This is a genomic window from Blautia sp. DFI.3.45 (assembly GCF_020593505.1).
In the GTDB taxonomy this organism is placed as follows: Bacteria; Bacillota; Clostridia; order Lachnospirales; family Lachnospiraceae; genus Blautia_A; species Blautia_A wexlerae.
Window position 1 is genome coordinate 1 of sequence record NZ_JAJDMI010000233.1, and the last position, 252, is coordinate 252.

1 protein-coding gene is annotated in these 252 nt (G+C 38.1%); it reads right to left on the reverse strand.

Going from position 1 to position 252, the window contains the following annotated elements; all coding sequences use genetic code 11:
• A partial coding sequence (locus LJE09_RS17710) for a hypothetical protein (protein ID WP_227311642.1) occupies positions 1 to 252 on the reverse strand: 252 nt, incomplete at both ends.

Below are 252 nucleotides of genomic sequence, written 5' to 3' on the forward strand. Positions count from 1 at the left end.
ATTTCTTTGTCTTGAATTTCTTCATTGTGGAGTATGGACTGTAAACTCTGGATTTATCTTTGGAGGTTTGGTTCCATGCCCGTATGGTCACATACCAGGTACCTTTCTTTACGTTTGTAAAGGTTACAGTTACTGTATTTTTGCCTTCTGTACGTTTCAGATATTTCTTAACCGGATATTTCTCACCTGCGGAAGTCTTGTATTTGTTTCCGAGCAGGATTTCATAACCTGTGGCATTTTTGCATTTTGTGT